Source organism: Aquabacterium sp., assembly GCF_036279655.1.
Lineage (GTDB): Bacteria > Pseudomonadota > Gammaproteobacteria > Burkholderiales > Burkholderiaceae_C > Aquabacterium.
Genome location: NZ_DASUIT010000052.1, coordinates 20359 through 44434 on the forward strand (window position 1 = coordinate 20359; position 24076 = coordinate 44434).

At 64.7% G+C, this 24076-nt stretch carries 21 protein-coding genes; 8 read left to right on the plus strand and 13 right to left on the minus strand.

What is annotated here, in order from left to right:
- Nucleotides 1-55: 55 nt before the first annotated feature.
- Nucleotides 56-781, minus strand: a complete 726-nt coding sequence (locus tag VFW84_RS05815) for a C40 family peptidase (RefSeq protein ID WP_329679495.1) — start codon at nt 779-781, stop codon at nt 56-58.
- Between the two features lie 301 nt (nt 782-1082).
- On the opposite strand from VFW84_RS05815, the gene VFW84_RS05820 reads away from it, so the two are divergent.
- Together VFW84_RS05820 and VFW84_RS05825 are read left to right on the plus strand one after the other, a co-directional pair.
- Complete coding sequence (locus VFW84_RS05820; RefSeq protein ID WP_329679496.1) at nt 1083-1511, plus strand: Hsp20/alpha crystallin family protein; 429 nt, start codon at nt 1083-1085, stop codon at nt 1509-1511.
- Between the two features lie 35 nt (nt 1512-1546).
- A complete protein-coding gene (locus tag VFW84_RS05825) occupies nt 1547-1948 on the plus strand; it encodes a TraR/DksA family transcriptional regulator (protein WP_329679497.1) in 402 nt (133 codons plus the stop codon).
- On the opposite strand, the gene VFW84_RS05830 is transcribed toward VFW84_RS05825, so the two are convergent.
- From VFW84_RS05830 to queF, 9 genes are all read right to left on the minus strand, one after another.
- Nucleotides 1949-3961 (minus strand): ABC-F family ATP-binding cassette domain-containing protein, encoded by a 2013-nt coding sequence (locus VFW84_RS05830; protein WP_329679498.1) that lies wholly within the window; start codon nt 3959-3961, stop codon nt 1949-1951.
- Nucleotides 3958-4854, minus strand: coding sequence for a 50S ribosomal protein L3 N(5)-glutamine methyltransferase (gene prmB / locus VFW84_RS05835; RefSeq protein WP_329679499.1), 897 nt, complete (start codon nt 4852-4854; stop codon nt 3958-3960). The genes VFW84_RS05830 and prmB overlap by 4 nt, the downstream gene beginning before the upstream one ends.
- A gap of 9 nt (nt 4855-4863) precedes the next feature.
- A complete protein-coding gene (gene dapE, locus VFW84_RS05840; RefSeq protein ID WP_329679500.1) occupies nt 4864-6018 on the minus strand; it encodes a succinyl-diaminopimelate desuccinylase in 1155 nt (384 codons plus the stop codon).
- Between the two features lie 33 nt (nt 6019-6051).
- Nucleotides 6052-7236, minus strand: a complete 1185-nt coding sequence (locus VFW84_RS05845; protein ID WP_329679501.1) for a PilT/PilU family type 4a pilus ATPase — start codon at nt 7234-7236, stop codon at nt 6052-6054.
- Nucleotides 7237-7280: 44 nt separating this feature from the next.
- Nucleotides 7281-8099: a 2,3,4,5-tetrahydropyridine-2,6-dicarboxylate N-succinyltransferase gene (dapD, locus tag VFW84_RS05850; protein ID WP_329679502.1), complete on the minus strand. Its 819-nt coding sequence runs from the start codon at nt 8097-8099 to the stop codon at nt 7281-7283.
- A gap of 34 nt (nt 8100-8133) precedes the next feature.
- Nucleotides 8134-9381 carry a succinyldiaminopimelate transaminase gene (gene dapC / locus VFW84_RS05855; RefSeq protein ID WP_329679503.1) on the minus strand — a complete coding sequence of 416 codons (1248 nt, stop codon included), beginning with the start codon at nt 9379-9381 and terminating at the stop codon, nt 8134-8136.
- 28 nt (nt 9382-9409) lie between these two features.
- A complete protein-coding gene (locus VFW84_RS05860; protein WP_329679504.1) occupies nt 9410-10027 on the minus strand; it encodes a M949_RS01915 family surface polysaccharide biosynthesis protein in 618 nt (205 codons plus the stop codon).
- Between the two features lie 212 nt (nt 10028-10239).
- Nucleotides 10240-10965 carry an energy-coupling factor ABC transporter permease gene (locus VFW84_RS05865; protein WP_329679505.1) on the minus strand — a complete coding sequence of 242 codons (726 nt, stop codon included), beginning with the start codon at nt 10963-10965 and terminating at the stop codon, nt 10240-10242.
- The gene (gene queF / locus VFW84_RS05870; RefSeq protein WP_414638905.1) at nt 10962-11372 is read right to left on the minus strand and encodes a preQ(1) synthase; all 411 of its coding nucleotides are present in this window, start codon (nt 11370-11372) and stop codon (nt 10962-10964) included. The genes VFW84_RS05865 and queF overlap by 4 nt, the downstream gene beginning before the upstream one ends.
- Before the next feature lie 196 nt (nt 11373-11568).
- On the opposite strand from queF, the gene smc reads away from it, so the two are divergent.
- The 4 genes from smc (at nt 11569) to VFW84_RS05890 (ending at nt 19445) form a co-directional block, all read left to right on the plus strand.
- A complete protein-coding gene (gene smc / locus VFW84_RS05875) occupies nt 11569-15084 on the plus strand; it encodes a chromosome segregation protein SMC (RefSeq protein WP_329679507.1) in 3516 nt (1171 codons plus the stop codon).
- Between the two features lie 17 nt (nt 15085-15101).
- On the plus strand, nt 15102-16166 hold the full coding sequence (locus tag VFW84_RS05880; RefSeq protein WP_329679508.1) for a cell division protein FtsZ: 1065 nt from the start codon (nt 15102-15104) through the stop codon (nt 16164-16166).
- 74 nt (nt 16167-16240) lie between these two features.
- Nucleotides 16241-18298 (plus strand): NAD-dependent DNA ligase LigA, encoded by a 2058-nt coding sequence (gene ligA / locus VFW84_RS05885; protein ID WP_329679519.1) that lies wholly within the window; start codon nt 16241-16243, stop codon nt 18296-18298.
- Nucleotides 18299-18308: 10 nt separating this feature from the next.
- On the plus strand, nt 18309-19445 hold the full coding sequence (locus VFW84_RS05890; RefSeq protein WP_329679509.1) for an ATP-binding protein: 1137 nt from the start codon (nt 18309-18311) through the stop codon (nt 19443-19445).
- Between the two features lie 24 nt (nt 19446-19469).
- Here VFW84_RS05890 and VFW84_RS05895 read toward each other — a convergent pair whose 3' ends face one another.
- On the minus strand, nt 19470-20156 hold the full coding sequence (locus VFW84_RS05895) for a response regulator transcription factor (protein WP_329679510.1): 687 nt from the start codon (nt 20154-20156) through the stop codon (nt 19470-19472).
- 211 nt (nt 20157-20367) lie between these two features.
- Between VFW84_RS05895 and VFW84_RS05900 the strand changes: the two genes are divergently transcribed.
- On the plus strand, nt 20368-21939 hold the full coding sequence (locus tag VFW84_RS05900; RefSeq protein ID WP_329679511.1) for a methyl-accepting chemotaxis protein: 1572 nt from the start codon (nt 20368-20370) through the stop codon (nt 21937-21939).
- A gap of 92 nt (nt 21940-22031) precedes the next feature.
- Nucleotides 22032-22646, plus strand: a complete 615-nt coding sequence (locus VFW84_RS05905; protein WP_329679512.1) for a MarC family protein — start codon at nt 22032-22034, stop codon at nt 22644-22646.
- Here VFW84_RS05905 and VFW84_RS05910 read toward each other — a convergent pair.
- Nucleotides 22625-23554, minus strand: a complete 930-nt coding sequence (locus tag VFW84_RS05910; protein ID WP_329679513.1) for a stomatin-like protein — start codon at nt 23552-23554, stop codon at nt 22625-22627. The genes VFW84_RS05905 and VFW84_RS05910 overlap by 22 nt on opposite strands.
- A gap of 4 nt (nt 23555-23558) precedes the next feature.
- Nucleotides 23559-24002, minus strand: coding sequence for an NfeD family protein (locus tag VFW84_RS05915; protein WP_329679514.1), 444 nt, complete (start codon nt 24000-24002; stop codon nt 23559-23561).
- Nucleotides 24003-24076: the final 74 nt, after the last annotated feature.

The window sequence follows — 24076 nt, forward strand, 5'->3', positions numbered from 1 at the left end:
GCATGCCGGCCTGACGGCGCCGCTGCGCCCGCACAAGACCTGAACTCAGGGGGGGTCAGGGCGCGCTGTCGACCTGGGCGCTGGTGTTCAGAGGAGATTTGCTCAGGGTTGGCACGCGACGGGCGCCATCGAACCGCTGTTGCCAGTAGGCCAGACGCATGTCTTCGATGCGCACGCTGCCGCCGGCGCGGGGCGAGTGGATGAACTTGTTGTCGCCAATGTAGATGCCCACGTGCGAGAAGGTGTGGCGCAGGGTGTTGAAGAAGACCAGATCACCGGGCTTGAGTTCAGCCTTGTTCACGCTCATCATGCCGGGCATGCTGGCCTGCTCGGCGGCGCGGCGAGGCAGCACCATGCCGATGCTGCGCTCGAAGACATGGCGGGTGAAGCCGCTGCAGTCAAAACCGGCGTCCTTGGATTGCCCGCCGCGGCGGTAGGGCACGCCCAGAAAGTCCATGGCGGAGATGACCAGATCGGAGGCCAGATCAGACGCCTTGTCCCGCATCTGGCTGGCCAGTTCGGTCACCGGTCGGGTGTCCAGCAGGCCTTTGTCACTCAGGAATCGGGTGACGGGGTCGCTGTGTTCGTCGTTGGCGCTGGATTCCAGTCGCTCCGAGGCTGCATCAGGCAACCCGGTGGGCGTGGCGTTCTGAGCAGATGCGGCTGCCGCAAGCAGCAGGCAGATCACACCGAAGGCCAGGTTCCGGCACAGACCCTGAAAGCGCCAGACCGTGCTTGGCGCGTTCATCAGGCCCTGTGGCGTGAGGGAAAGAAAAGGCATGGGTCGCAAGCCTAGGGCAGAACGATCTGCCCGTCAACCTTGAAAGTTGAACTCAATCAAGAGGTTAACACCGTTTTCTGAGGTTTCTTCACGGATGTCAGTGCTGCGAACAGGGGGCTTTCCTGGGGGCGCCGGGCAGGGCGGAGGGCCCCCAAAGGGGTAGCGAGGGGATTTTTGATCTTTGTCAACGACCAATGAGCACTGCTTTTCTAAGCTTGAAAGCCAGTGCAGTACCTTGGCCGATCCGCCCTGTGGCAAGGGGCGGGTCATGATCGATGACTGTCCATGGATGGAGGACGATATGAAGCAACGCCGCGATCTGACGATGTTCCCCACGGATTCCTTTGGTGACCTGTTGACCGGCCTGATGCGTCCCTTTGCGCTGCGCCTGGACGAGAGCGCAGCCCCCACGATCAAGCTGGATGTGACGGAAGGGGCCGAGGCCTACGAGGTCAAGGCCGACATCCCTGGCGTGGACAAGAAGGACATTGATGTGCACATCGATGGCAATCTGGTCTCCATCTCGGCCCATATCAGCCAGGAGAAGGAGGTCAAGGAGGGCGACCGCATCCTGCGGCGGGAGCGTCATGAAGGAGCGGTGTCTCGTCAGTTCTCGCTGGCGCATGACATCGACCAGGCGCGCACCGTGGCCAAGTATGACAACGGCGTGCTCTCGTTGACATTGCCCAAACGGGAACGCAACAGTGCAGGCCGTGTCGACGTGACCTGAGCTGATCCTGATCGACTTTGACCTTGGAGATCCTCATGTCCGTGAACACAGTGGCCGGCCAGCCGGAGCATCTGACCCCAGCACATCTGGAGGCGCTGCGCCAGCGCATGCAGGCCCAGGTGGATGAGTTGGTGGCGCGTGACGCTGCGCTGCGCACCCAGTTGTCGTCAGAGGCCTCGGCCACCGCCAATAACTTTCTGGCGGGGGCCGAAGGGGCGCTCAACAACGAGTCGGACGAGGAGGCCGTGGCCTTGCTGCATCACGAGCAAGGCGAACTGGCGGCCTTGAACGACGCGCTGGCTCGCATGCGCAGCGGACATTACGGCTGGTGCGGTGCTTGTGGCGAGGCCATCAGCGCCGCACGCCTGGACGCGGTGCCCGAGGCGCGACTGTGCATCCAATGTCAGGACGCTTCCGAGCACCTGCGCCCGGGCTGATCACCCCTGCTGCTGGAGTTGATCGAGTTCCTCATTGAGCTCCAGCCAGAGCAGTTCCTGCGCCTCCAGGTCGTCGGTGACGGTCTTGAGGCGTTTGCCTTTGTCACCGCGCTCGGCGGTGCTCAGCGAAGGGCTGCACAGGGCCTCGTTGATCTGATCACGCTCGGTGCTCAGCGCGGTCATGGCGTCCTCGACTTTCTTGAGTCGAGCCTTGAGGGGTTTGCTCAGTTCAGCCAGGCGCTGTCGTGCCTGGGCCGAAGCCTTGCGGTCCTCCTGGCGTGCTTCCTTGGGGGCGGCGGCCATGGGCGTGGTCGTCGGCACCACGACAGCGATCGGTGCGGCCGCCGGTTCGGCCTTCGGGGCCCGTGCCGCCGCTGAGGCGGCTTTGAGTTCGGCCGCCTGCAGGCGACTTTGTTCGATCAGCCAGCGCTGGTAGTCGTCCAGGTCGCCGTCGAAATCGTTGATGCCGCCCTTGGTCACCAGCCAGAACTCATCGCAGACCTCGCGCAACAGGGCTCGGTCATGGCTGACCAGCATCACCGTGCCCTCGAACTCGTTGAGCGCCATGCTCAGCGCCTCCCGGGTGGTCAGGTCCAGGTGGTTGGTGGGTTCGTCCAGCAGCAGCAGGTTGGGGCGCTGCCACACCAGCAGGGCCAGCACCAGGCGGGCTTTTTCGCCGCCGCTCATCTGACCGACAGGTTGGGTGACCATGTCGCCGACAAAGCGGAAGCTGCCCAGGAAGTCTCGCAACTCCTGCTCGCGCCCCGGGGGCCCGACGTCGCGGGCCAGCCGCACCATGTGCATCAGCGGGCCGTCGTCCAGTTGCAGCACGTCCAGCTCTTGCTGAGCGAAGTAGCCGATGCTCAGACCCTTGCCCTCGGTGATCTCGCCCGCGATGGGTGGCTGCATGTGGGCCAGGGTCTTGACCAGGGTCGATTTGCCCTGGCCATTGGCGCCCAGGATGCCGATGCGCTGGCCAGGCATGACCGAGCGGTTGATGTCACGCACGATGGTGATGTCACCTTCGGGTGTCTGGTAGCCGCAGTTCAGGGCCTTGAGCGCCATCATGGGGTTGGGCAGACTCAAGGGCTCCTTGAATTCGAACTGGAAGTCGCTGGCGGTGAGCACGGGGCCCAGCTTTTCCATGCGTTCCAGGGCCTTGACGCGGCTTTGTGCCTGCTTGGCCTTGGAGGCCTTGGCCTTGAAGCGGGCGATGAACTTGTTGAGGTGGGCGATGCGGTCCTGCTGCTTGGCGTAGGCGGCGGCCTGCTGGCTCATGCGTTCGGCACGCATCATCTCGAAGGCGGTGTAGCCGCCGGTGTAGCGGGTCAGCTTGGCCTCATCGAGGTGCAGGGTGACCTTGGTGATGGCATCGAGAAACTCGCGATCGTGGCTGATGACGATCATCGTGCCTTCGTAGCGCTGCAGCCAGGCCTCCAGCCAGACCAGGGCGTCGAGGTCCAGGTGGTTGGTGGGCTCATCGAGCAGCAGCAACTGGGAGGGGCACATCAGCGCCCGGGCCAGTTGCAGGCGCATGCGCCAGCCACCGGAGAAGCTGTTGACCGGGGCTTCGAGCTGATCGAACTTGAAACCCAGACCCATCAGCAGGGCCTGCGCACGCGCCGGAGCATCGAATTCTCCCGCGTCGGCCAGCGCGGCATAGGCTTCGCCCATGGCGTGGCCGTCGTCTTCGTGTTCGGCCTTGGCCAGCGCTTCACGCGCCTGCATCAGGCGAGCATCCCCTTGCAGGACGAAGTCGGTGGCCGATTCGTCTGTCTCGGGCATGTTCTGGGCGACCTCGGCGAAGCCCCCCGGTGCCAGCCAACTGGGAGGGATTTCGATGTCGCCGGCGTCAAGCTGCAAACGGCCCGCGATCAGCGAGAACAGCGAGGATTTGCCCGCGCCATTGCGTCCGATCAGGCCGACCTTCTCGCCGGGATGCAAGGTGGCGCTGGCGCCTTCGAGCACGACCTTGGTGCCTCGGCGCAGGGTGATGTTGCGCAAGGTGATCATGCCTGCGACTCCTCGGTGTCCAGGGTGAGGGCTTCACGGGTGATCAGCAGCAATTGATCGGCGCCGGAGGAGGTGTCCAGCCAGACCACCGGCAGATCGGGGAAGGCGGCTTCGAAGTGGGCGCGCTCGTTGCCGATCTCCAGCACCAGCACGGCCTGCTCGCTCATGTAGCGGGCGGGATCGCCTTGCAGGGTGGCGATCAGGTGGCGGCAGAAGTCCATGCCGTCGCTGCCTGAGCCCAGGGCCATGGCGGGTTCCGCCTGGTATTCCGGGGGCAGGGCCGCCATGGAGGCGGCATTGACGTACGGCGGATTGCACAGGATCAGGTCGTAGGGCCCATGCACGCTCTCCAGGCCATCGCTGTGGATCAGGGTGATGCGCTCGGACAGAGCGTGCTTGTCCACGTTGATGCGGGCCACGGCCAGCGCATCGTCGCTCAGGTCGGCGCCATCCACGGTGACGTCGGGCCAGGCCATGGCGGCCAGCACGGCCAGGCTGCCGTTGCCGGTGCACAGGTCCAGCACACGGGTGGTGTGCTCACCCAGCCAGTGGTCGATGCTGCCATCGGCCAGCACCTCAGCGATGAAGGAGCGCGGCACGATGGTGCGCTCGTCCACGTAGAAGGGCACGCCCTGAAGCCAGGCTTCGTGCGTCAGGTAGGCCGCGGGTTGGCGGGTGGTGATGCGTTGCTCGATCAGGGCCTGGGCCCGGGCTTGCTGCTCGGCACTGACGGGCTGGGCCGCGACGCTGTCGAGGTCGTCGATGGGCAGACCCAGAGACCACAGCACCAGCCAGGCCGCTTCGTCGAAGGCGGTGGCGGTGCCATGCCCAAAAGCAACACCCGCCTCGGTGAGGCGGGCGCTGGCGGATTCAATCAGTTCGGAAATGGTCATGAGTGGGTGTCAGCACAGCAGGCGGGAGAGCGTCTGCTTGTAGATGTCCTTGAGCGGATCGATGTCCTGGGTGGCCACGCATTCGTCGATCTTGTGGATGGTGGCATTGATGGGGCCGAATTCGACCACCTGCGGGCAGATCTGGGCGATGAAACGCCCGTCCGAGGTGCCCCCGGAGGTGGAGAGTTCGGTCTGCAGGCCGGTGACGGCGGTGATGGCGCCGCTGATGGCCTCGATGAGGCTGCCCGGGCGGGTCAGGAAGGGGCGGCCGCTGAGTGCCCAGTCGATGCTGTAGTCCAGGCCATGGCGTTGCAGCACCTCATGGACGCGCGCCTGCAGTCCTTCAGGTGTCGATTCGGTCGAGAAACGGAAGTTGAAGTCGATGAGCAACTCGCCGGGGATGACGTTGTTGGCCCCGGTGCCCGCATGGATGTTGGACATCTGCCAGCTGGTGGGCGGAAAATGCTCGTTGCCTTCGTCCCAGCGCATGGCCACGAGTTCGGCCAGGGCGGGGGCCGCCAGGTGGATGGGGTTGCGCGCCAGGTGGGGGTAGGCGATGTGGCCCTGCACGCCCTTGACGCGCAGCTTGCCCGACAAGGAGCCCCGGCGGCCGTTCTTGATCATGTCGCCCAGGGACTTGACCGAGGTGGGTTCACCGACGATGCAGCAGTCCAGGCGCTCGCCACGCGCCTGAAGCCACTCGCAGACCTGGACGGTGCCGTCGACCGAGGGGCCTTCTTCGTCGCTGGTGATCAGGAAGGCGATGCTGCCCTGGTGATCCGGGTGGGCCGCGATGAATTCTTCGCTGGCCACGACCATGGCCGCCAGTGAGGTCTTCATGTCGGCGGCGCCTCGCCCAAAGAGCATGCCGTCGCGGTGGGTGGGCACGAATGGGGGGCTGCTCCACTGGTCCAGCGGGCCGGTGGGGACCACGTCGGTGTGCCCGGCAAAGACCAGCGTCGGAGCGCCCTGGGCGTGGCCTGCGCCACGCCTGATGGCCCACAGATTGGTGACGGGCGCCTGGGCAGGACCGAAGTTCAGGGTCGTGCACTCAAAACCCACGGCGCTCAGGCGCTCGATCATCAGGGCCTGGCAGCCGGCGTCATCGGGGGTGACGGAGGGACGCGAGATCAGCGTCTCGACCAGGCGCAGGGTATCGGACATGGCAACAGGGGTTCTTGAGGCGGTGTGGGGGAATCAGAAGCGGCGGCCGCTGGCCACCGAGGTGTCGTGCCCGTGCACATCCAGGGTGATTTCGGTAAAGGAGGGGCCGTCGTCTGCTTCTTCGGCCTTGGGGGCCAGCTTGGTGGTGCCGCCCATGTCGTTTTGCAGGCGCCACATCAGGTTGGTGGGCGAATCGGAGAAGGCCATGCCTTCGTCGCGGGTGACCAGACCTTCATTGATCAGGCGGGCAATGTCCTGCTCGAAGGTCTGAGAGCCTTCGGCCAGGGATTTTTCCATGGCCTCCTTGACACCACCGAAGTCGCCACGGGCGATCATCTCGGCCACCAGTTGGGTGTTGAGCAGCACTTCGACCGCCGGCAGACGGCCGCCTGTGGTGCTGCGCAGAAGACGTTGGGAGACGATGGCCTTGAGCCCCGAGGACAAATCACCCAGCAGGGCCGGGCGCGCTTCGGGGGTGTAGAAGGACAGGATGCGGCCCAGGGCGTGGTAGCTGTTGTTGGCGTGCAGGGTCGACAGCACCAGGTGGCCCGACAGGGCGTAGGAGATCGCCGCCGTCATGGTTTCGCGATCGCGGATTTCGCCGATCAGGATGCAGTCGGGCGCCTGACGCAGGGCGTTCTTGAGGCCCACCTGCAGCGAGCTGGTGTCACGGCCGATCTCGCGCTGGTTGACGATGGACTTCTTGTTGGAAAACAGGAACTCCATCGGGTCTTCGATGGTCAGGATGTGACCGGTCATGCGCTGGTTGCGATGCTCCAGCATGGAGGCCAGCGTGGTGCTCTTGCCGGTGCCGGTGGCGCCAGCCAGGATGATCAGGCCACGCTTTTCCAGCACCAGATTGGCCAGCACTTCGGGCACGTTGAGGGAGTCGAGTTCGGGGATGTCCGAGGGGATGTAGCGAAACACCGCCGCCACCGAACCACGCTGCTTGAAAGCACTGAGGCGGAAGATGGCCACGCCCCGGATGGTGAGGCCCACATTGAGCTCGCCCGTCTCGTCGAGCTCTTCCATCTGCGCAGGCGTCAGCATCTCGGCCAGCAACTGACGGGGTTGCGAGGGTGTGAGGATCTGGTCGGTCAGCTGCAGGATCTGACCGTGGATCTTGATGAGGATGGGCGTGTTGGCAGACAGAAAAACGTCTGACGCCTTTCTTTCGGCCATGACGCGCAGAACGCGTTCGAGGTTCCCATCACTCATCAGAGGTCTCCCAGGTGGTTTGGACAGTGGCCGTGACGCCAGGATCAGGCGCGCAGCAGGTCGTTGATGCTGGTCTTGGAGCGCGTCTGTGCGTCCACGCGCTTGACGATCACCGCACAGTACAACGAATACTTGCCATCTGCACTGGGCAGATTGCCGCTGACGACGACAGAGCCGGCCGGGATGCGGCCATAAGTCACTTCACCGGTGGCGCGGTCATAGATCTTGGTGCTCTGACCCAGGTACACGCCCATGGAGATCACCGAGTTTTCTTCGACGATCACGCCTTCGACGACCTCGGAGCGCGCGCCGATGAAGCAGTTGTCTTCGATGATGGTCGGGTTGGCCTGCAGGGGCTCCAGCACACCGCCGATGCCCACGCCGCCAGACAGGTGAACGTTCTTGCCGATCTGGGCGCACGAGCCCACGGTGGCCCAGGTGTCGACCATGGTGCCTTCATCGACGTAGGCACCGATGTTGACGTAGGACGGCATCAGGATCACGTTCTTGGCCTGGAAGCTGCCACGGCGCGCCACGGCGGGAGGCACCACGCGCACGCCGCTGGCACGCAGTTGCTCGGCGCTCCAGCCATCGTACTTGGTGGGAACCTTGTCGTAGAACTGCAGAGGGCCGTCGCCCATGGGCACGTTGTCATTGAGACGGAAGCTCAGCAGCACGGCCTTCTTGATCCATTGATGGGTGACCCAGCTGCCGTCGATCTTCTCGGCCACGCGCAGCTTGCCGCCGTCGAGCTGGTCGATGATGTGGTTGACGGCATCACGCACTTCGGCGGGGGCACTGGCAGCGGACAGTTCGGTGCGCTGGTCCCAGGCGGTATCGATGACGGATTGCAGTTGGCTCATGGGGAGTCTCTCTCGGTGATGTTCAACAGGGTGTTCAGGACAAGGTCTGGATGAAGGCCTTGATGCGCTCGGCTGCCTCGACGCAGTCGTCGATGCCGGCAACCAGGGCCAGCCGGATGCGGCCTGTGCCCGGATTGAGGCCCTGGGCCTCGCGGGCCAGATAGCTGCCGGGCAATACGGCGACATTGTATTGAGCCAGGAGCTCGCGGGCGAACCATTCGTCGCTGCTCAGGCCCACCTGGGCGCCACGCTCGGCGCTGATCGCAGGCACGGCCGCCCAGAGGTAGAAGCCGGCGTCGGGCAGGGCGACATCCATCACGCTGGCCAGGATGGGCGTGACGCGCTCGAATTTTTCGCGGTAGAGGCGGCGGTTGTCGACCACATGGGCCTCGTCATCCCAGGCGGCGATGCTGGCGCGCTGGATGGCCGGGCCCATGGCGCTGCCGTGATAGGTGCGATAGAGCAGGAAGGCCTGGATGATGTCGGCGTCACCCGCCACAAAGCCCGAGCGCATGCCCGGCACATTGGAGCGCTTGGACAGGCTGGTCAGGGCGATCAGGCGCTTGAAATCGTGGCGACCCAGGCGCTCAGCCGCTTCCAGTCCGCCCAGGGGGGCGGCATCCTGGCCTTCGCGGAAATAGATCTCCGAATAGCACTCGTCCGAAGCGATCACGAAGCCATGGCGATCGCTCAGGTCAAACAGACGTTGCCATTCGTCCAGCGGCATGACCGCCCCTGTGGGGTTGCCAGGCGAGCAGACGAACAGCAGTTGCGTGGTCGCCCAGGTCGACTCCGGGATGGCGCTCCAGTCGGCCGCGAAGTTGCGGGCGGGGTCGGAATTGGCATAGACCACGCGGGCCCCGGACAGCAGGGCGGCACCTTCGTAGATCTGATAGAAGGGGTTGGGGCTGACCACCGTGGGGCCACCGGCCGCCTGGTGCTGCGTGGGGTCGATCACCACCTGGGCCAGGGCGAAGAGGGCTTCGCGCGAGCCATTGACGGGCAGGATCTGGGTGGCTGGGTCCAGCGTGAGCTGGTAGCGGCGCTGCATCCAGCGGGCGCAGGACTCCCGCAAGGCGGGCTCGCCGGCGGTGGCCGGGTAGCTGGCCAGCCCGTCGAGCGCGGCGGTCAGGGCCTGCTTGATGAAGTCGGGGGTGGGGTGCTTGGGCTCGCCGATGCCCAGGCTGATGGCCCGCAGGGCCGGGTTGGGTGTGACCCCCTTGGTCAGGGCGCGCAGGCGCTCAAAGGGGTAGGGTTGCAGTTTGGACAGCAGCGGATTCATGGGGCTGGATTATCCCAGCCCTGAGCACTCAATGCTCTGGCGCCTGCGTGATGTTGAAACCACTGGTGGCATTGAGGCTCTTGGGCAGGGCCACGCTGTCCCACAGGCTGAGCGCATAGCTCTGCACCGGAGCGGGCAGCACGCTGAAGCCCGCGTCCAGGGTCCGCGAGCCGAAATCTCCGGGGCCTTGCGCCACGGCGCCACGGATCGCGAACTTGCGGTCCTTGTAGTAAACGAGCAACTTGCCGTCGTCCGGGTTGGGCGCCTGGGCGGGCAGGGTGTAGGAGATGAAGGCCTCGACCACGCCATCGCCGTCGACATCCCGCACGATGAATCGATCGGTGCGCGGCGCGCGTGCCGATCGTGCGCTGGAGGCGCTGCGTTCATCCGTGGGTGCGAAATCACGCGCCTGCCAGCGCTTGATGTAAGCCGCACCGCTGGTGGTGAATTTGTAGAAGGACAACTCGGCGGGTGCCGCCTTGCCCTGGGCAGAGGGCCCGGCTTGCCGGGATTCCACAAAGAGATGCTCGCCCTCGGCGTCCTTGCAGGTGAAGGCCTGGACGATCACGCCTTCCACCGGTGCCTTGACCCCTTGTGCCTGCACCGGCTTGATCTGGCAGGCGTGCGCAGTGATCCCCGCGAGCATGAGCCCCGTGGCCAGCCACAACGTCCTCGATAAGCTGCAAGGTGTAGGGGTTGTCTGAATCATCGGCGAGTGGGTGCGGATTCGCCATGACAGCGATCCCTTCTGCACCCGATTGTCTCTTCTTTTGATGGACATGTAACCGAACGTGACCCTCTGAAGGAGGGAACCCCCGCGTGTAAGGGTCGGGTTCTCCCGAGACGGGGGCGGCGCGTTCATGGGGATGGCCCGGGCCCTGGCAGGTAGCGTTCGTCGGAATAGGTGAGCAGCCAGTGCGGCTTGAACGCCACAAAGATGGCGGTGAGCATGCCGGTGCTGATGGCCTCGCCCCAGCCCAACAGCCAGTGCCCGAGCATCCACTCCAGGCTGTCCAGCCCGGGGGGCTGGCGTTCGGCCCACAGGCCCAGCGCGCCAGAGGCCGTGATGGCCAGCGCCGTGGCCATGAAGCCTCGACCCAGGATGAAGACAAACAGATGCCTGGGCAGCCAGCGCCGCATGAGCAGGCCGATGCACAGTGCGACGGTGGCCGGGATCACGCCCATCCAGACGATCTGGGAGACGATGCCATCGAGGCGCTCGTTCAGAAGGGTCGGTAGGGCAGACCATTCGGGTGTGCCAGCCAGGCCGGTGCTCACCCGGCTCAGGTGCTGGGGGCCGAAGACATCGATCAGCGTGGCCAGCAGGCCGATGGGCACGAGCATCAGCACGGCCATGGGCCAGCCGAACATGAGCACCAGCAGGCAGGCGCCCGACATGTGCAGGGCCATGCCCGAGGGCAGCAGCTTTCGGGTCCACCAGGCCCAGGGCAGCAGGACCATGGCGGCGAGCCAGGGGTTCTGCAAGGGCCGGTGGGCCAGCACGCGCCAGGGCTGGAAGGTCAGTGCGACGATCAGCGCCACGCCCAGCGCGGTCCACTCGAAGGTGGACAGCCAGGGGTTCATCCCAGCAGGCCGGTCTCGGCGTTGTGGGTGGGGAGGTCCACGCGAGGCTGGGGCTTCCAGCCCTTCTTGCGGTGCTCGACCACCACATTGGTGTAGATGCCGCCACGCACATACCACTTGGCCGTGATGCGAACGAAGCGCGGGTCGATGGCCTTGACGATGTCGGTGAGGATGTCGTTGGTGACTTTTTCGTGGAAGGCGCCTTCGTTGCGGTAGCTCCACATGTACATCTTCAGGCTCTTGAGCTCGATGCACTGCTTGTCGGCAATGCAGTCGATGGTGAAGTGCGCAAAGTCAGGCTGGCCGGTGAGCGGGCAGAAGCAGGTGAACTCAGGCACCTGGAACTGAATCACATAGTCACGCTCGGGGGCCGGGTTGGGGAACACGTCCAGCGTGCGGGAGGGCATGGAGGGCGGAGTGGCCGGTTTGGCACGGGTGCCAACCTTCACGGCGGGGGCTTTCTTGGCCATGGTGAATTGCTGTGGTTGCAAGGGCAAAAGCCCAAAGACGCGATGCTATCATCCCCTGAGAGGCCCGCCTGGATGTTCTGCGGGTTTTTTCAATTAAATCAATGACTTAAGTTGGCCTTTCGGCCGCCATTGCATGCGCCTGAATTCGATCAAGCTGTCTGGCTTCAAGTCGTTTGCCGAGCCCACGCACTTCCATCTGCCTGGTCAGCTGGTCGGGGTGGTCGGCCCCAATGGTTGCGGCAAGTCCAACATCATGGATGCCGTGCGCTGGGTGCTGGGCGAGTCCAAGGCCTCCGAGCTGCGTGGCGAGTCCATGCAGGATGTGATCTTCAATGGCTCGGGCAACCGCAAGCCGGCCAGCCGCTCCAGCGTGGAGCTGGTCTTCAGCAATGAAGACGCCCGCGCGGGCGGCCAGTGGAACCAGTTCGCCGAGATCGCCGTCAAGCGCGTGCTCACGCGCGACGGCACCTCCAGCTACTTCATCAACAATCAGCCCGTGCGTCGTCGTGACGTGCAGGATGTGTTCCTGGGCACAGGCCTGGGGCCGCGCGCCTACGCCATCATTGGCCAGGGCACCATCAGCCGCATCATCGAGTCCAAGCCAGAAGAGCTGCGCCTCTTTCTGGAAGAGGCTGCAGGCGTCTCCAAGTACAAGGAGCGTCGCCGCGAGACCGAGAACCGTCTGAAGGACACACGCGAGAACCTCACCCGCGTCGAAGACATCCTGCGCGAGCTCAACAACAACCTCGAGCGTCTGGAGCGCCAGGCCGAGGTGGCCACGAAGTACCGCGATCTGCAGGAGCAGGGCACGCTCAAGCTGCACCAGTTGTGGTTCCTCAAGCACCGCGATGCCGCCACCGAAGAGTCCCGCATCAAGCTGGCTGCCCTGGAGGCCACCAACGCCCTGGAAGGCCGCATGGCCGAACTCCGTGGCGTCGAGGCCGAGCTGGAGCACGTGCGCCAGGCCCATTACGATGCCAGCGACGAGTTGCACACGGCACAAGGGGCTCTGGCTGAAGCCAACCTGGAAGTCAGCCGCCTCGAAGAGCGCATCCGCTATGTGGTCGAAGGCCGTCAGCGAGTCGAGCAGCGACTGGCCGAACTCAAGGGCCAGAACGAACAGTGGGCGGAGCGCCGCGATGCGGCCCAGGAGGAGCTGGAGACACTGGCCGAGCGCATGATGCAGGCGCAGGAGCAGGCCGAGGTGCTGGCCGCGCAGGCTGAAGAACTCGCCATGCAGGTGCCCACCTATGAAGATGCCGTGCGTGCGGCCACGCAGCGGGCCAATGAGCAGCGCGGTGTGGCCGGGCAGGTGCAGCAACAGATCCAGTTGCTGGCCGCGGAGTCGCGCAACATCGACGATCAGTCGCGCCAGTTCAATCTGCGCCGCGAGCGTCTGGCCGCGGAAAAGCAGGGCCTGGCGGCCCCCGATGACCACCGCCTGAACGATCTGCGTCAGCAATTGGCACACGGCCAGGAAGAGCTGGCCCTGTTCGAGGCGCAACTCCATGAGCTGACCGAGACCGTGCCCGCGCTGGACGATGCCCGCAAGGCGCGGCAACACGACAGCAATGCCCAGACGGCCCGACAATCGGAGCTGAGCGCGCGCCTGGAAGCCCTGCGGGCCCTGCAGGACAAGGTGCAGACCGAAGGCAAGCTCAAGCCCTGGCTGGCCCGCCACGGACTGGACAGCCTGCAAGGCCTGTGGAGCAAGATCCACATCGAGCCCGGCTGGGAAAACGCCCTGGAATCCGCCCTGCGCGAGCGTCTGGCCGCGCTGGAAGTCGGCCGTGTCGAGACCGTGCGCGCATTCGAGAACGACGCGCCGCCCGCCAAGCTGGCCTTCTACAGTCTGCCCTCGTCCAGCATCAGCAATACCCACACCACGCTGCCCCGTCTGTCGGATCTGCTGCGCCTGAACGATGCCGGTATCAAGGCCCTGATGAACGACTGGCTGGAGGGCGTCTACACCGCCAGCGGCCTGGAAGAGGCCCTGGCCAGCCGCAGCAAGCTGACGCATGGCGAGGTCATCATGACCCGGGCCGGTCACGCGGTCAGCCAGTTTGCGGTCAGCTTCTATGCGCCCGATTCCGAGCAGGCCGGCATGCTGGCCCGTGCTCAGGAGATCGAGAACCTCGACAAGGAGGTGCGCGCCCAGGCCTTGATGGCCGAAGAGGCTCGCTCGGCCTTGATCCGTGCCGAGGCAGCCTACTCCGACGCCTCGCAGCGCCTGGCGACCTCGCGTCGCGAGACCTCCGAGGTGCAGCAGCGCACGCACCAGATGCAGGTCGAGGTGCTGAGGTTGACGCAGCAGGCCGAGCAGACCCACAGCCGTCGAGAGCAGATCAGCGCTGAGCTGGCTGAGATCGATGCCCACCTCGATGAGTTGCAGGAGCGCCGCGCCATGGGCGAGGCCCGCTTTGAAGAGCTGGACCTGAGCCTGGCCGATGCCCAGGAAAAACACGCCCAGCTCGAAGAGTCTGTCATCGAGACCGAGCGCAAGCTCCATCAGGCGCGGGAGCAGTCGCGCGCCCTGGAGCGCCAGGCTCAGGAGGCACAGTTCAGCGCCCGCACCATGGAGGCCCGTCGGGGCGAGTTGCAGCGCGGTATCGAAACCGCTGCCCAGCAGATCCAGACCAATGAGGCCTCGGCCGTGCAATTGCGCGAAGAGCATGCCCGCCTGAGCGAGTCGACCTCGCAGACTGGCCTGGACGATGCCCTGGCCGTCAAGCTGGACAAGGAAGCCGCGCTGGCGCAGACCCGCAGCCGCTACGACGACCTGTCAGCCCAGTTGCGCCGGGCTGATGAGCAGCGCCTGGAGTTCGAGCGCAGCCTGCAGCCCTTGCGCGATCAGATCACCCGGCTGCAGCTCGAAGAGCAGGCCGCCAGCCTGGGCGGTGCCCAGTTCATGGAGCAGCTCACGGCCGCCGGGGTCGATCTGGACGCCCTGGCGCAGCGCATCGAGCAAGACGGTGTCAAGCTCTATGGCCTGCAGTCCGAGATCGATCGCATCCAGCGGGACATCAATGCCCTGGGCGCGGTCAACCTGGCGGCACTCGACGAGTTGATCGCCGCCCGCGAACGCAAGGGCTTTCTGGACTCCCAGACGGCCGATCTGATGGACGCCATCGGCACCCTGGAAGACGCGATCCACAAGATCGACCTGGAGACGCGCGACCTGCTGGGCGCGACCTTCAACACGGTCAACGAGCACTTCGGGCGCATGTTCCCCAGCTTGTTTGGCGGAGGCAGCGCCAAGCTGGTGATGACAGGCGACGAGATCCTGGATGCAGGCGTGCAGGTCATGGCCCACCCGCCCGGCAAGAAGAACAGCACCATCCACCTGCTCTCGGGTGGCGAAAAGGCCCTGACGGCCATTGCCCTGGTGTTTGCCATCTTCCAGCTGAACCCCGCGCCGTTCTGCCTGCTCGACGAGGTCGATGCGCCGCTGGACGACGCCAATACCGAACGCTACGCCCGACTGGTCAAGAGCATGTCCAGCGGCACCCAGTTCCTGTTCATCTCCCACAACAAGATCGCGATGGAGATGGCCGAGCAACTGGTGGGCGTGACCATGCAAGAACAAGGTGTCTCCCGCATCGTGGCGGTGGACATGGAAGCGGCGCTGGGCATGGCCCATGCAGCCTGACACAAGAGATTCGAGCCATGAACAATGAATTGACTCTGGGACTGGCCTTGCTGGGTGGCGCGGTGCTGGCCGGCGTGGTCGCCCATGGCGCCTGGACCGCCCGCAAGACCGCCGCCCGGGCCCCCAGGCGATCCGATCCGCATGACCCCATGCCAGGTTTGCCTGATCAGACCGATGGCGTGGGCGACATGCTGGGCGACACGGTGCCTCTGGCGGTGACAGGCGTCGCAGGCACGTCCCTGCCGCCGGTGAAGAAAGGCGGACCACGTCTGGACGCCCTCATCGATGCCATTGCCGTCATCAGCGTGGACCACCCCTTGACGGGTGAGCAGGTCATGGCCCACCTGCCGTCGACCCGCCGCGCGGGCAGCAAGTCCTTCATGATCGAGGGCTTGCGCGCCGATTGTGGCGAATGGGAGCCGCCTCAAACGGGTGTGACCTACAGCGAGTTACAGGCCGGCGCCTTGCTGGCCAACCGTCTGGGAGGGCTCAACGAGATCGAATACTCCGAGTTCGTCCAGAAAATCCAGGCCTTTGCCGACTCACTGGGCGCAGGCGTGGAATTCCCCGACATGCTGGACGTGGTGGCCCGCTCCAAGGAGCTGGACGCCTTTGCCAGTGCGCACGATGCCCAATTGGCCATGCGCTTGTTTGCCAAGGGCAGCGCCTGGTCGGTGGGTTATCTGCAGCAGCAGGCCGGCCGCCACGGCTTCGTGCCTGGCGTGCTGCCCGGCCGACTGGTGATGCCTGGGCTGGAAGAGGGCGCTCCCCCGGTGCTGACACTGCATTTCGATGCCCAGGCCGCCTTTGCCGACGACCCTGATCAGGCCAGCCTGAGGGAGGTGCAATTGGCCTTCGACGTGCCGCAGACGGCAGCCGAGCAGGAGCCCTTCAAGAGCTGGTGTGCGGCCGGTGAGGCCCTGTCGCTGGCGCTGGACGCCTTCATGGCCGACGACCAGGGGCGTGCCTTTGCGCCGGCGGCCTTCCATGCCATCGAGACCGAATTGCAGCGCCTCTATGAAGCTCTGGCGCAGAGAGACCTGGCTGCGGGCTCCGCAGCCGCGCGCCGGCTGTTCAGCTGACGAACCGGGCCAAGGACCCTTTCACACGCGTGCAGAACGATCTGTTTGGCGGGGCCAGCCAGCCGACGCCCCCTTTGCCGTCCCCGGCACCGACACCGGCCGACGAGGCCCGTCGCTTGCGTGAGCAACTGCACCATCATGCTCATCGCTATTACGTGCTTGACGCGCCGGAGATCCCCGACGCCGAGTACGACCGCTTGTTTCAGGCGCTGCAGGCCATCGAAGAGGCACACCCGGCGTTGCGCACACCCGACTCGCCCACGCAACGTGTGATCGGCCGGGTGCTCGACGGTTTCACGCCCGTGCGCCATGCCGTGCCCATGCTCTCGATCCGCACCGAGACGGACACGGAAGCGACAGGGGCCGAGGCCTTTGATGCCCGTGTGCGGCGCGAGTTGGGCCTGCAGGAAAGCGATCCTCCAGTCGAGTACGCGGCCGAGCTCAAGTTCGACGGCCTGGCCCTCAACCTGCGATACGAGCAGGGCGTGCTGGTGCAGGCGGCCACGCGGGGTGATGGCGAGATGGGCGAGGATGTGACCCAGAACATCCGCACCATCGGCCAGATCCCCTTGCGCCTGCAGGGCCTGGCGCCCGAGGTGCTGGAAGTGCGCGGTGAGGTCTATATGCGCCGCGACGACTTCGAGCGGCTCAATGAGCAGCAGCGTGAGCGTGGCGACAAGACCTTTGTCAACCCTCGCAACGCCGCGGCGGGCGCCGTGCGTCAGCTGGATCCTGCCATCGCCGCGCAGCGGCCTTTGAGCTTTTTTGCCTACGGTCTGGGTGAGGTGCGGGGCTGGAGCGTGCCCGACACCCACAGTGACCTGCTCGATGCCTTGCAGGCGGCGGGCTTGCCTGTGTGCGAGCACCGCACCGTGGCGCAAGGGGCCTCCGGTGAACGTGGCCTGGTGGCTTTCCATCAGGCCATGGGCCGCTTGCGTGACCAGTTGCCCTTCGACATCGATGGGGTGGTCTATAAGGTCAACCAGCGCGCCTTGCAGGAGCGCCTGGGCTTTGTCACGCGTGAACCCCGTTGGGCCGTGGCGCACAAGTACCCGGCGCAGGAGCAACTGACCGTGGTCGAGGGCATCGACGTGCAGGTCGGCCGCACCGGCAAGCTCACCCCGGTGGCGCGCCTCAAGCCGGTGTTTGTGGGTGGGGTCACGGTGACCAATGCCACCTTGCACAACATCTTCGAGTTGCGCCGCAAGAAGGTGCGGGTGGGGGACACCGTGATCGTCCGCCGTGCCGGGGATGTGATCCCCGAGGTCGTGGGCACCGTGACCACTCAGCGCGACACCTATGTCCCCAACTTCCGTATGCCCATGGCCTGCCCGGTCTGCGGCAGCACGGTGATGCGCGAGTGCGGAGAGGTCAATCACCGCTGCACGGGGGGGCTGTTCTGCGCGGCACAGCGCAAGCAGGCCCTGTTGCACTTTGCTCAACGCCGCGCCATGGACATCGAAGGCCTGGGTGAAAAGCTCGTGGACCAGTTGGTGGATGGCGGCCTGGTGCGCACGCTGCCAGACCTGTACAAGCTGGGCCTGATCAAGCTGGCAGCCCTGGATCGCATGGCCGACAAGAGTGCGCTGAACCTGCTGGCCGCACTGGACAAGAGCAAGCAGACCACCTTGGCGCGCTTCCTGTTCGGCTTGGGCATCCGCCACGTGGGCGAGGCCACGGCCAAGGACCTGGCCCGGCATTTCGGGGGCATCGATGCGCTGATGGATGCGTCGGTCGACCATCTGCTGCATGTCAACGACATCGGCCCCGTGGTGGCGCAGAGCATCCGCACCTTCTTTGATCAGCCGCACAACCGCGAGGTGGTCGAGCAATTGCGCGCAGCGGGCATCACTTGGCCGGAGCACGATCCCAGCGAGGCGGCCACACGTCCGCTGCCACTGGCGGGCAAGACCCTGGTGCTCACTGGCACCTTGCCCACCTTGAGTCGGGAGGAGGCCAAGGCCCTGATCGAGGAGGCCGGTGGCAAAGTCGCTGGCTCGGTTTCCAAAAAGACGCATTACGTCGTTGCAGGCGAAGAGGCCGGCAGCAAGCTCGACAAGGCGCGCGACCTGGGGGTGCCCGTGCTCGATGAGCCGGGCCTGAAAGCCTTGCTGAGCGCTGATCCGCAGTGAGGACATCACCATGAACATCGAAGTGCATCAGGATGACCAATACCACCTGCGTCGGCTGGTCGATCGCCTGCCGTCCATGCTGGCCTACTGGGACAAGGGCCTCATCTGTCGTTATGCCAACCAGGCCTACAAGCGCTGGTTCGGCATCACGCCCGAGCGCTTGATCGGCACCTCGATCGTCAATCTGCTCGGGCCCGATCTGTATGCCTTGAACAAGCCCTACATCGAAGCGGCCTTGCGCGGTGAGGAACAGACCTTCGAGCGGCTGATCCCCGGTCCGGGAGGCACCAAACGCTTTGCCATGGCCTGGTACATCCCGGACGTGGTCAACGGGGTGGTCGAGGGATTCATGGTCCAGGTGACCGAGCTCACGCAACTGCGTGAGACCGAAGACGCGCTCCATCGTGAGCGCACCTTGCGCCTGCAGATCGAAGAGCATGCGCGCCAGCTCGACGCCCTGCTGCAGGAACGGGGGGAAATGCTGGATGTGCTCGCCCACGAGGTTCGCCAGCCGCTGAACAATGCCACGGCCGCCCTTCAGAGCGCAGCCACGGTGCTCAGCGAGGTGGGTGAGACGAGCGCATCCGAGCGCTTAAGGCGCGCTCAGACCGTGATCGGGCAGGTTCAGTCCAGCATCGACAATCGCCTGGCGGTGGCCTCACTGCTCGGCCGGCAGGATGCCATCGAGCGCACCGACACGGACATCGACGCCTTGTTGGGGGTCGCCCTGGCCGACATCCCTGGCAGTGAACGAGGGCGAATCCGGATCGAGCGGATCACCTCGACCCGCACCGCTTCCATGGACATGAGCCTCATGCGCATGGCGCTGCGCAATCTCCTGATCAATGCACTCAAATACAGCCCGGAGGGGGCGCCGGTGACTGTGCGCTTGACCGATTCCGACGAGCCCCTGGCACTGGTCATTGATGTGGAGGATGCCGGCCCGGGCATGGAGCCGGATCTGGTGCCGCACATCTTCGAGCGCGGAGTTCGAGGGAAGCGGCAGCCTGGACAACCGGGTCATGGCCTGGGGCTCTACATCGTGCAGCGCGTGATGGCCATGCACGGTGGACGTGCCGAACTGGTCCGCAACGGGCCTGATGGGGCCACGATGCGCCTGTGGCTGACACCGTCGTCCGAGGTCTGAGCGAGAACCGGTCGCTCGTGACCGTCAGGCGGCCTTCAGTGGTGCGCGAAAGACGTAGCCCACGCGCGACTTCGATTGCAGGGGGACCAGGATGGGCGTGGCCCGCTCGATGCGTCTGCGCAGGCGGTAGATCGTGGCATTGAGGCTACCGGCGTCGTAGTGCTCATCGCTTTTGCCCAGGTGCTGGCACAGCAGCTCGCGGCTGACGACCTCTCCGTCGGCCTGAACAAAGCATTCGACCAGGGCCAGATCGATCTCGCTGAGATCCACTCGCGCGCCATCGGGCGCGACCAGTTGCCGCGCAGGGCGGTCCAGTTTCCACTCGGCCGGTTTGGCGTTGTCCTTGCCTGCTCGGCGTTGCACCGCCTGAATGCCGATGACGACCTGCTCGAACTGCACCGGCTTCGTCAGATACATGTCTGCGCCCGCCGTGATCACGCTCTTGAAGACATCCGGGGCCACGCGCCCTGACACAACCAGAACGCCCGCATCGCTGCGCAGACGCAGGATCTTGATCAACTCGACACCATCGATGCCGGGCAGCATCAGATCGACGACATAGAAGTCGTAGCTGTAGGGCGATGCGTGTGCCAGGAAATCATGGCCGTTGTTGAATACATCCACCTGAATTCCCTGCTCTCGCAGGTGTTGAGACAGGAACTCGGTGTACTCCAGGTCGTCGTCGATCAGGGCAAGGGTGTGAGGCAGCATGGATACGGTCAACCTAACCAGGGTTGACTGCATTGGAGCATCAAATCCATGGGGATCAAACCGAGAATTGCGCCACAAACAGGCCATCAACTGATTCGTTGGCGAATAAATGATTAAAGGCAGCATTAATAGTGACGAAAACGGACCAGTTGGTGTTCTGTGATCCGTTCGTTCGCAGACATCGTCACCCCTGGTCGAAAGAGGCTTGCATATGCGCAACAACTTGCCCGTCACCCAACGAGAATTCGACTTCCCGGAAGATGCCACATTGATGTCTGTGACTGACAAACAAAGTCACATCATGTATGCCAATGCGGCGTTCATCTCGGTCAGCGGTTTCGAGCGCGATGAGTTGATGGGGCAGCCTCACAATCTGGTGCGGCACCCCGACATGCCAGCCCAGGCGTTTGCCGACATGTGGGCCACGCTCAAGTCGGGTGATTCCTGGACGGCCCTGGTCAAGAATCGCCGCAAGAATGGCGACCATTACTGGGTGCGGGCCAACGCGGTGCCGGTGGTGCGTGAGGGGCAAGCCGTCGGTTACATGTCGGTTCGTACCAAGCCGACCCGTGCTGAAATCGCTCATGCTGAGTCTCTGTACCGAGACATTCGTGAGGGGCGCGCCAAGGGACTGGCCTTTCACAAGGGTTTGCTTGTTCGCACTGGCGCCTGGGCCTGGACATCGGCGCTGCAGACCATGCCCGCACGTTGGCGGGTGCGACTGTCGGTTGGGCCTTTGGCATTGATGGCCATCCTGGGGGCATCGCTGGCCGGCGTCGAAGGTGCAGCGCTGGGGGGCTATGCCCTCGGTGCCTTGAGCCTGACGCTGCTGGTGGCTTGGTGGCTGGAGAGGCAGCTGGCGCATCCTCTCAAGCAGTTGCTCCGGCAGGCACAGAGCGTGGCCGCAGGCCAGCCAGGCGACATGCAGCACCTCAATCGAGTCGATGAGATTGGTCTGATTCTGCGTGCGATCAATCAGTCTGGCCTGAATCTGCGAGCGCTGGTCGACGATGTCAGTCATCAGGTCCACGGTCTGCGCAACTCGGGCAGCGAGATCGCGCAGGGCAACAACAATCTGAGCGCTCGCACCGAGGCCGCGGCGGCGAACCTGGAGCAAACCGCAGCCTCCATGGAACAAATGACGGCGTCCGTGAAGAACAATGCAGAAACGGCGGCCAAGGCAACCGAGCTGGCTTCAACGGCCAGTCAGTCCGCCGCCAGTGGGGGCGCGCTGGTCAATGAGGTCGTGGGCACGATGGAAGCCATCACCACGTCCAGCCGCAAGATCAGCGACATCATCGGTGTCATTGACGCGATTGCCTTTCAGACCAATATATTGGCGCTCAATGCCGCAGTGGAGGCCGCCAGGGCGGGTGAGCAGGGGCGGGGCTTTGCCGTGGTGGCCAGCGAGGTGCGTGGCCTGGCACAACGCAGCGCCAACGCTGCCAAAGAGATCAAGACGCTGATCAGCGACAGCGTGGAGAAGGTCGAGCAAGGCAGCAAGCTGGTCAATCACGCTGGAGTCGCCATGGGAGACATCGTCAGCCAGGTGCGCCGAGTGGCGGATCTGATTGGTGACATCAGCTCGTCGAGTGTCGAGCAGTCCAGTGGCATTGACCAGGTGAACACGGCCGTCGGGCAACTCGACCAGATGACGCAACAAAACGCAGCGCTTGTCGAACAGTCTGCTGCCGCCGCTGACAGCATGTCCATGCAGGCTTCGCGCCTGGTAGAGGCCATCGAGGTCTACGGGCGAAGAACCGGGGTGGCACTGGTCAAATGATCAAGGGGTGAGCGCGGTGGATTGAATTTTCGGGGTGGATCCAGGCTTGCTTTGGAGGTTCATGTCGGTAGCCAGGGCGCACAATTGGATCCATGACCCACACCACCACCTCAGCCTTCATTCTGCTTTTGCTGGTGCTGGACCCCTTTGGCACGCTGCCGGTCTTCATGTCGGTGATGCGCTCGGTGGCCCCGGAGCGCCGCGCCTGGGTGGCCTTGCGCGAATCGCTGGTGGCCTTTGGCGTGCTGCTGGCCTTCATGTTCGGAGGCGATGTCTTCTTGCGCGCCACGCACCTGTCAGAGCGCTCTCTGGAGGTGGCTGGGGGCGTGATCCTGCTGCTGGTGGCCATCAAGGTGATCTTCTCGTCGGGGCAGCGCTTGTTCGACAGCGATGCTTCCAGCACAGCACCGCGGCGCGAGCCGCTGATCTTCCCCATTGCCATTCCCTTGCTGGCCGGCCCCTCGGCAATGGCCACGGTGCTGCTGCTGGCCTCGCGTCAGCCTGAGCAAATGTGGAGCTGGGTGATGGCGCTGTCGGCGGCCATGGCCGTGTGCGCCGTGGTGTTGCTGCTCAGTGAGCGGCTGTACCGCTGGCTGGGCGACAGCGTGGTCAATGCCCTTGAAAAGCTCATGGGCCTGGTCCTGACGGCCATCGCGGTCGAGATGATCCTGGCGGGCCTCAAGCGTTACTTCGGCGCGGGCGCCTGAGCGGCTGGCTGGGCCTTGAGCAAGGTCATGGCGGTGCCGATCAGGGCGGAGACTTCGCTCATATTGCCCGGCACGATCATGGTGTTGTTCTTCTGGGCCAGTTGGGCGTAGGCCTCCACGGCTTTTTCGGCCACCTTCAGTTGCACCGCCTGCTGCCCCCCGGGCTGCTCGATGGCCGCGGCGATCATGCGGATGGCTTGAGCGGTGGCTTCCGCTACGGCGCTGATGGCGGCGGCCTCACCTTGAGCCTTGTTGATCTCGGCCTGCTTTTCACCCTCGGAGCGGGCGATGAAGGCCTCCCGCTCACCGGTGGCGATGTTGATCTGCTCCTGGCGGCGGCCTTCCGAGGCGGCGATCAGGGCGCGCTTTTCACGCTCGGCCGTGATCTGGGCCTGCATGCTGCGCAGGATCTCGGCCGGCGGTGTCAGGTCCTTGATCTCGTAGCGCAGCACCTTCACGCCCCAGTTCAGTGCGGCCTCATCCAGGGCGTTGACCACGGCGGCATTGATCAGGTCACGTTCCTCAAAGGTCTTGTCCAGCTCCATCTTGCCGACGACCGATCGCAGGGTGGTTTGCGCCAGTTGCGTGATGGCCACGATGAAGTTGGACGAGCCATAACTGGCCCGCATGGCGTCCGTCACCTGGAAGTACAGGATGCCGTCGACCTGCAGCTGGGTGTTGTCCTTGGTGATGCAGACCTGGCTGGGCACGTCCAGGGGCACCTCCTTGAGCGAGTGCTTGTAGGCGACCCGGTCGACAAAGGGCATGACCAGATTGAGGCCGGCGGTCAGGGTGCCGTGGTACTTGCCCAGTCGCTCCAGGACCCAGGCGCTTTGCTGCGGGACCACCTTGACCGCCTTCATCACGAAGATGACCACGATGACGAGGAAGACGAGTGCGATTTCCATGGTGTCAGACCTTTTCAATGATCAACTGGTTGCCCTGCATGGCGCAGATGCGGTGGGGGCCGGGGGAGGGGGGCTGATCGGGATGCTCGGCCTTGAGGCGGGCCGTCCAGGGCGCGCCCCGGTAGGTGACGTGGGCACAGCCGTCCTCTTCCCACCGGGTCACGAGCACCGTCTGCCCCAGATCCAGGGTCACATCGGGGTCGGCATGCGTGCCCAGCGGCTGCTGGTTGGCGCCCTGACGTCGGCGCCAGAGGTACCAGCCGCCCGAACTCAGGGCTCCGACGATGGCTGCCACGGCCACCTGAGGCGTTTCGGGCAAGCCTGCGTGGGCCGCCAGGGCGCCTGCGGCGGCCCCCAGGGCCAGCATCAGAAGGTAGAACGTGCCCGTGGCCAGTTCGGCGGCCACCAGTGCGCCCATCACGAGCCACCACAGGGTACTTGCGTCCACAATCGCCTCCAGATGATCAATTCCTGCGCCAAGTGTACGCAGTTGCCACACAAGCGCTCTACACTTCGCGCTTT

Excerpts from the sequence above, each read along its gene's own strand:
- VFW84_RS05880 (WP_329679508.1), top strand. The coding sequence starts at position 15,102 with ATGAACAATGAATTGACTCTGGGACTGGCCTTGCTGGGTGGCGCGGTG.
- VFW84_RS05845 (WP_329679501.1), bottom strand. The coding sequence starts at position 7,236 with ATGAGTGATGGGAACCTCGAACGCGTTCTGCGCGTCATGGCCGAAAGA.
- VFW84_RS05890 (WP_329679509.1), top strand. The coding sequence starts at position 18,309 with ATGAACATCGAAGTGCATCAGGATGACCAATACCACCTGCGTCGGCTG.
- dapE (WP_329679500.1), bottom strand. The coding sequence starts at position 6,018 with ATGTCCGATACCCTGCGCCTGGTCGAGACGCTGATCTCGCGTCCCTCC.
- queF (WP_414638905.1), bottom strand. The coding sequence starts at position 11,372 with ATGCCCTCCCGCACGCTGGACGTGTTCCCCAACCCGGCCCCCGAGCGT.
- VFW84_RS05910 (WP_329679513.1), bottom strand. The coding sequence starts at position 23,554 with ATGGAAATCGCACTCGTCTTCCTCGTCATCGTGGTCATCTTCGTGATG.
- VFW84_RS05815 (WP_329679495.1), bottom strand. The coding sequence starts at position 781 with ATGCCTTTTCTTTCCCTCACGCCACAGGGCCTGATGAACGCGCCAAGC.
- VFW84_RS05865 (WP_329679505.1), bottom strand. The coding sequence starts at position 10,965 with ATGAACCCCTGGCTGTCCACCTTCGAGTGGACCGCGCTGGGCGTGGCG.
- dapD (WP_329679502.1), bottom strand. The coding sequence starts at position 8,099 with ATGAGCCAACTGCAATCCGTCATCGATACCGCCTGGGACCAGCGCACC.
- dapC (WP_329679503.1), bottom strand. The coding sequence starts at position 9,381 with ATGAATCCGCTGCTGTCCAAACTGCAACCCTACCCCTTTGAGCGCCTG.
- VFW84_RS05825 (WP_329679497.1), top strand. The coding sequence starts at position 1,547 with ATGTCCGTGAACACAGTGGCCGGCCAGCCGGAGCATCTGACCCCAGCA.
- VFW84_RS05860 (WP_329679504.1), bottom strand. The coding sequence starts at position 10,027 with ATGCTCGCGGGGATCACTGCGCACGCCTGCCAGATCAAGCCGGTGCAG.
- VFW84_RS05830 (WP_329679498.1), bottom strand. The coding sequence starts at position 3,961 with ATGATCACCTTGCGCAACATCACCCTGCGCCGAGGCACCAAGGTCGTG.
- prmB (WP_329679499.1), bottom strand. The coding sequence starts at position 4,854 with ATGACCATTTCCGAACTGATTGAATCCGCCAGCGCCCGCCTCACCGAG.
- VFW84_RS05900 (WP_329679511.1), top strand. The coding sequence starts at position 20,368 with ATGCGCAACAACTTGCCCGTCACCCAACGAGAATTCGACTTCCCGGAA.
- VFW84_RS05905 (WP_329679512.1), top strand. The coding sequence starts at position 22,032 with ATGACCCACACCACCACCTCAGCCTTCATTCTGCTTTTGCTGGTGCTG.
- VFW84_RS05820 (WP_329679496.1), top strand. The coding sequence starts at position 1,083 with ATGAAGCAACGCCGCGATCTGACGATGTTCCCCACGGATTCCTTTGGT.
- VFW84_RS05895 (WP_329679510.1), bottom strand. The coding sequence starts at position 20,156 with ATGCTGCCTCACACCCTTGCCCTGATCGACGACGACCTGGAGTACACC.
- smc (WP_329679507.1), top strand. The coding sequence starts at position 11,569 with ATGCGCCTGAATTCGATCAAGCTGTCTGGCTTCAAGTCGTTTGCCGAG.